Annotated in this window: 5 protein-coding genes; 2 read left to right on the top strand and 3 right to left on the bottom strand. The window is 34.7% G+C overall.

Going from position 1 to position 4,816, the window contains the following annotated elements; translation table 11 throughout:
- Positions 1 to 228: 228 nt before the first annotated feature.
- Together AC1DG9_RS23275 and AC1DG9_RS23270 are read right to left on the bottom strand one after the other, a co-directional pair.
- Positions 229 to 438, bottom strand: coding sequence for a hypothetical protein (locus tag AC1DG9_RS23275; RefSeq protein ID WP_048905274.1), 210 nt, complete (start codon positions 436 to 438; stop codon positions 229 to 231).
- Positions 439 to 569: 131 nt separating this feature from the next.
- Positions 570 to 1,922: a Gfo/Idh/MocA family protein gene (locus AC1DG9_RS23270; protein ID WP_477612168.1), complete on the bottom strand. Its 1,353-nt coding sequence runs from the start codon at positions 1,920 to 1,922 to the stop codon at positions 570 to 572.
- A gap of 444 nt (positions 1,923 to 2,366) precedes the next feature.
- Between AC1DG9_RS23270 and AC1DG9_RS23265 the strand changes: the two genes are divergently transcribed.
- Positions 2,367 to 3,386 carry a LacI family DNA-binding transcriptional regulator gene (locus AC1DG9_RS23265; protein ID WP_172663055.1) on the top strand — a complete coding sequence of 340 codons (1,020 nt, stop codon included), beginning with the start codon at positions 2,367 to 2,369 and terminating at the stop codon, positions 3,384 to 3,386.
- 80 nt (positions 3,387 to 3,466) lie between these two features.
- The gene (locus AC1DG9_RS23260) at positions 3,467 to 4,495 is read left to right on the top strand and encodes a phosphotransferase enzyme family protein (protein WP_477635331.1); all 1,029 of its coding nucleotides are present in this window, start codon (positions 3,467 to 3,469) and stop codon (positions 4,493 to 4,495) included.
- A gap of 13 nt (positions 4,496 to 4,508) precedes the next feature.
- Here the strand turns inward: AC1DG9_RS23260 and AC1DG9_RS23255 are convergent.
- Positions 4,509 to 4,816: hypothetical protein (locus tag AC1DG9_RS23255; RefSeq protein WP_477635330.1), on the bottom strand; the 308-nt coding region annotated here is incomplete at its 5' end.

The following is a 4,816-nucleotide window of genomic DNA, read 5'->3' as shown; positions in this document are numbered from 1 at the left end:
CCCTAGTTTTAATTGAAATAAATTTAAGAATTATTAAATAAAATATTATGATATTAATATAATATTTTTATAATATTTATTCGACCAGATTTTTCGTTATTAAATTTTATAAAATAATGGAGTTACATTTCCTCTGCTGAAATCATCGGGTACAGTATTATACGCAAAAAACACTTGCTAAAACGCTTAAAGCAAATAAAACAAACTGATAACTAAACAGATAGCTAATTATCTTTTGTTTTGTCTGAAAATAAAAGCTGCCAACATTACAGCAACTGCTAAACCAGAAAATCCGGGAAATAAAATAAATAAATACAAAAGACCACAAACTGCAGCAATTGCCACCATAAACAATACACCTTGTAGTGGGGTATCCATTTTAAATGCTGCAATTAAAGCTAAGATTAGAAAGGCTAAAGCCAGAATATTTAAAAACATATACAAAGATGAGTTTTCAATGTTAAGTTAATGTTAACAAAATTCGATTTTGAAATATTCAAAATAAAAAAAGCCCCTATAATTGCTTATAGAGACTTCCAACACTAACTATTTACTAATTCTAACTAAAATTAATATTCATCATTTAAAGCAAAAACACGCTTTCTATGCATCCATTTGCCACTTGTAAAATCAGGGAAATCTACAGTTTGGTTTCCAAGCTCAATAGATTGTTCGCTTAAAGGCGTAATTGCGCTCCATGCTGTTGCATCATAAACATCTAATGGAGTAGCTGTATTGCGTTTAATAGACTCAATAAAGGCGTGGATCACAAAGAAATCCATACCACCATGGCCTGCACCTTGCGCATCGTTTCCGTATTTTTTCCAAAGTGGATGATCATATTTATCTAACCATTGATCTGCCGGATCCCATTGGTGAGGTTTACTTACACCTTCAACATAAACACCTTTGTTTACATCCATCCATAAACCTTTTGTACCCTGAACCCTAAAGCCCAATGAATATGGCCTAGGCAGGTTGGTATCGTGCTGCAGAATTAAAGTTTCACCGTTGGCACAATCAATGGTTGTGGTAACAATATCACCTAAACGGAAATTTACTTTCGCATTTGGATGCTCAGCCCCACCCTTTTCTACAATATAATTATGCAAACCTCTGGACTTGGTGGCAAAAGAGTTAAGCTTCAAAAATCTGTTTCCACGGTTTATATCAATGTAATTGGCAATTGGGCCAATACCATGCGTTGGATATAAATCTCCATTTCTATGTACAGAGTGATTTGTTCTCCATTTTGCTTCAGAGAAACCTTTCTCATTAAACTCAACACCACCGCCGTAAGGTTTTACCCCATCATTGAATTTAACCTCGCGTAAATCATGCTGATAACCTCCTTGAAGATGAAGAATCTCGCCAAATAAGCCTTGTCTAACCATATTTAATGCTGCCAGAACATCCCTTCTGTAACATACGTTTTCGAGCATCATTACATGAGCATTGTTTTTTTCAGCAGCATGAACTACATCCCAATGGTCTTGTAATGTTATTCCCAAAATAACCTCGGTAGCTACATATTTAATACCCGCTTCAATAGAAGTGATAATCATTTCCTTATGTAATTCCCATGGAGTAGCAATTAATACCGACTGCAATCCTTTGGTTTCTAACATTTTCTTCCAGGCATTATCATCACCTGTAAAAATCTTAGGCATTGGTTTTCCACTCTTTGCAATCATTGCCTTAGCCGTGTTAAGCATTCTTGGCTCCACATCGCAAATGGCTACTAAATCTACATCATCTCTCTTTAATAGTAAATCAAGGTGATTTTGACCACGTAAGCCTACACCAATTATTGCTATTTTAACCTTATCTGCCTTTGAGCTGGCAAACAATGGGTTCTCTGGCAAAATAGTAACAGCTGCTGCAGTTAGCCCTGAGTTTCTAACAAATTCTCTTCTGTTCATAATTTATTTAGTTCTTTTCTACGTTTTGGTTAGCTAATTTATTTTATCTCCCTTAACTAACTTGGAGAATCATGACACAAGGTATAGACTATATCATCAATCACTAAATCAAAAACAGGAAAAAAACACGCAAACGTTTGATATTTTGTCATTATYGGCTTTTTTAAAAGGAACCAATAAAAATTATCCGGCCACGACTATATAATTGAGCCATATTTCTCAAAAACTCTTAATTTTAAATCTTTTTTAAAAAATTAAGGACCTTTTACGTGTTTAGCTACTGTTTTAGCAACATATACCCATCACTTACCGGTGGTTATATTAAATATTTAACAGGCAAACGTTTGCGTGAATTTATGCGTATATTGGTCTAAATCAATTAATAAAACAGTTTTTTATTAAAATTGTAAGGTTATTCAAAGTTTATTATAATATTTGGCCCTAATGTCTGATAAACCAACAACTATAAAAGAAATTGCTAAAATCCTAAAGATTTCGGTATCAACCGTATCAAGAGCATTAAACGATCATTCAAGCATTGGATTAACCACCAAAATGCGTGTTAAAAAACTTGCTTCAGAGCTCAACTATGAGCCCAACCAAAAAGCAATCCAATTTTTACACGGAAAATCCTTTATCATTGGAGTTATTTTACCGGAACTATCAGAATCATTCTTTTCAACCGCTATAAGTGGCATAGAAGATATCGCTTACAAAAGAAATTATACTGTGTTATTGGCTCAGTCGCATGACGATGCCGAAAGAGAAAAGCTTCTTGTTGAAAAAATGAAAACCCAAAGAGTTGATGGGTTGCTTGTTTCTGTTTCAAAAACGACAAGTACCTATGAGCATTTTGAGATATTTAAAAGATTAAACATCCCAGTAGTATTTTTTGACCGTATCCCTCCTATTAAAGATATACATTACGTTGCCTCTAATTTAGAAACCGGAACATACGAAGCTGTCAATTTCCTATTAAAAAAAGGCCACCGTACCATTGGCATGATAAATGGCCCTAACACACTGGTCGCCAGTCACGAAAGAAAAGAAGGGTATATCAAGGCAATGCTATCAAATCGTTTAAAATTTGATCCAACGCTAATCATCAACTCAGATCTAACAGAAGCAGGAACAATTGAAGTGATGGACAACATGCTCAATCACCGAAGAAAACCTACTGCCATAGTAACATTTAACGACTATGTGGCACTCTTTGCCATCAGATATACCCGTTCGCTTAACTTAAACGGAATTGATTTTGTTAGTTATGCAAACCTGCCTATTATCAACTACATGGACTATACCCCTATAGCCTCAGTTGAGCAATTCCCCTACAAACAAGGGAAAAAAGCGGCCGATATTCTTATCGACCTTATAAACAAGCCTAAAAACGAGTCAGGAGCAGATCAAGCCTACTTTAATGTCGTTGTAGAGTCAGTTCTTGTTGTAAATGATCCTAAGTAATTTTGCGCAACCGTTTGCACACCAGTTTAATAAACTGAATTAGTTAGGTTTGGGTAAACAATCAAAATTCTATTAAGCGCATGTTCGAAAATATTTTACCATTGTATGGGCTCAACTCTGATAAAGCTACAGTAAAACTATTTGGCGATGGGTTAATTAACCATACTTGGAAAGTAACTACAGATACCCAAAACTATATATTACAAAAAGTAAATAACGAGGTATTTAAAATGCCTAAAGATATTGACAGGAATATCTCATTGATTAAACAATATTTAGATGTCGAATATCCTAACTATTTGTTTGTTTCGCCTGTAAGCGATTTAAATGGGCATTCTCTTTTAGATACCGCTAACGGTTATTTTAGATTGTTTCCTTTTATTGAGGGTTCAACCTCGCTTAATTCGTTAACCAATAAGGAAKAGGCTTACGAGGCTGCAAAACAATTTGGTAAGTTCTCCAGAATCCTTGCCGGATTTGATGCTACACAATTAGGAATTACCATCCCCGATTTCCATAACCTAAAATTAAGATACAGTCAGTTCCAGATCGCCTGCAAAAACGCATCTGAAGAAAGATTGGAAAAAGCTAAAGACAGCATCACCTTTATTACAGAGCACAAGGGAATTGTTGATACTTATATCAATATCGTTGCTAACAACGAAATACCATTAAGGGTAATACATCACGATACCAAAATAAACAACGTATTATTCGATAAAAAGAACAATGGCTTATGTGTTATAGATCTTGACACCGTAATGCCCGGTTACTTTATCAGTGATGTTGGTGATATGATGAGAACCTATCTAGCTGAAGCCAGCGAAGAAGAAACAGATCTATCAAAAATCAGCATCAGAAAAGAATTCTATACCGCTATCTACGATGGCTACATGGAAGAAATGAAAGATGTATTAACGGAAACCGAAAAGCAGTATTTTACTTATTCAGGTAAGTTCATTATTTACATGCAGGCAATCCGGTTCTTAGCCGACTACCTACAAAACGACATCTATTACGGTGCAAAATATGAGGGACACAACTTTAATAGGGCACTTAATCAGATTCAGCTTTTAAAAGAATACATAAAATTAGAAGGAGAGCTATAACTCTCCTTTTTAGTTACTTAGGAAAGTTTTCTAAGTTCATTGAAAATGTAGCCATAAAATATCTGGTTATTTGCTTGCTCCTGTTCTCAATTATCATATTACCAGAAACGGCCCTGAACAAATTATTTCCCTGATTCAGCAGATCATAAGCTCTAAGATTTACTGACGCCCTATTGTTCTTAAAAAACGACTTAAAAACACTTGCATTAATCAATAAAGGATTATTAGCACCAGACGTGTAACCACTGGTAAAATTCTTGGAAGCATCAATTGAGGTATTAAATGATTTGCGGATTTTAAATACCAGATTCATATTAAAGT

This window comes from Pedobacter sp. 05L430 (genome assembly GCF_056397585.1).
Note: the sequence above shows the minus strand (reverse complement) of the source record. Positions and strands in the feature narration are given on the sequence as shown.

What these genes read in the sequence shown, in the direction of transcription:
- AC1DG9_RS23265 (WP_172663055.1), top strand. Translation starts at nt 2,367, where the DNA reads ATGTCTGATAAACCAACAACTATAAAAGAAATTGCTAAAATCCTAAAG.
- AC1DG9_RS23270 (WP_477612168.1), bottom strand. Translation starts at nt 1,922, where the DNA reads ATGAACAGAAGAGAATTTGTTAGAAACTCAGGGCTAACTGCAGCAGCT.
- AC1DG9_RS23275 (WP_048905274.1), bottom strand. Translation starts at nt 438, where the DNA reads ATGTTTTTAAATATTCTGGCTTTAGCCTTTCTAATCTTAGCTTTAATT.